Source organism: Vibrio sp. Vb0667 (assembly GCF_033391095.1).
Window position 1 is genome coordinate 1 of record NZ_JAWPOL010000247.1, and the last position, 1,241, is coordinate 1,241.

The following is a 1,241-nucleotide window of genomic DNA, read 5'->3' on the forward strand; positions in this document are numbered from 1 at the left end:
AAAGTGCAATCTGATCAGCATCCGGGCTTTGATTCGCGCTCGATTGCTTTGTCTTATGGTACGGTTAACCTGCTGCGTCACTTAGAGTTATGGTCTGCGATTGAACCTTTTTCGACCCCGATTGAACACATCCATGTGTCCGATCGTTCTCATGCGGGAATGACGGACATCACTAAGCACGACGTTGGCGTTGAAGCGTTAGGTTATGTCGTAGAGTTAGCCGATGTTGGTCGTGTTTACCAAGAATTGCTGACTCACAGTACCGCTATCGATTTGTACTGCCCAGACTCCGCGAAGCACATTACCCGAACTCAAGAAAATGTGACGATTGAGCTTGCTAGTGGTGAGTTGCTTAATGCGAAATTACTTGTTGCCGCCGATGGTGCGGTTTCGCAATGTTGTCAGCAAATTGGTTTGGAGCTTTCTGAGCATGATTTCGACCAAGTTGCCGTAATTGCCAATATTGTGACTCAAGAGCCGCATCAAGGTCGCGCATTTGAGCGTTTTACTGAAAACGGCCCAGTTGCCCTGCTGCCAATGAGTGATAATCGAATGTCGCTCGTGTGGTGCTTACGCCCTGATGAAGCTCAAATTGTAATGGAATTGTCTGAAAGCGAATTTCTTGAACGGCTTCAGCAAGATTTTGGTTGGCGATTAGGTGCGATGCAAAAAGTGGGCCTCCGTGCGAGCTATCCGTTGTTGCTTCGTCACCGTAAGCAAAATATTTCACACCGTTTTGCGATAGTCGGTAACGCAGCACAAACGCTGCATCCGATTGCTGGGCAGGGCTTCAACTTGGGGATCCGAGACGTGGTCACTCTCGCTGAGGAACTGGTCAAGCAAGGTGAAGATGTTGGGCGTTACCAAGGCCTGATCCGCTTTAGTCAACGCCGAGAAGCAGACCGCAACGAAACCATTTGGCTAACAAGCTCGTTAGTCCATGTTTTTTCAAACGATTTACTCGCGATGCGAATTGGGCGAAATACAGCCTTAGCCGCGATGGATAACCTTTCTATTTTTAAGCAGCCGCTCTTGCGCCATACTCTTGGTTTAGTGAAACGATGATTGACTGCAACAAACTAGGTAACAACCAGTTATTAGGTAATAAATAGCAATGATGCAAAGTGTAGATATCGCCATCATCGGCGGAGGGATGGTTGGGTTGGCGCTTGCAGCCGCATTCAAAGACAGTGACCTGCGTATCGCCGTGATCGAAGGTAGCGTGCCAGATGAAACGTTGA

1 protein-coding gene and 1 pseudogene are annotated in these 1,241 nt (G+C 48.3%); both read left to right on the forward strand.

Annotated features, from left to right (window positions below):
• Positions 1–1,065, forward strand: a 1,065-nt coding sequence (gene ubiH / locus R8269_RS24990) for a 2-octaprenyl-6-methoxyphenyl hydroxylase (protein ID WP_318222878.1), incomplete at its 5' end; no start/stop codon positions are given.
• A 49-nt stretch (positions 1,066–1,114) separates the two neighbouring features.
• Positions 1,115–1,241, forward strand: a pseudogene (locus R8269_RS24995) (2-octaprenyl-6-methoxyphenol hydroxylase); the annotation flags it as partial.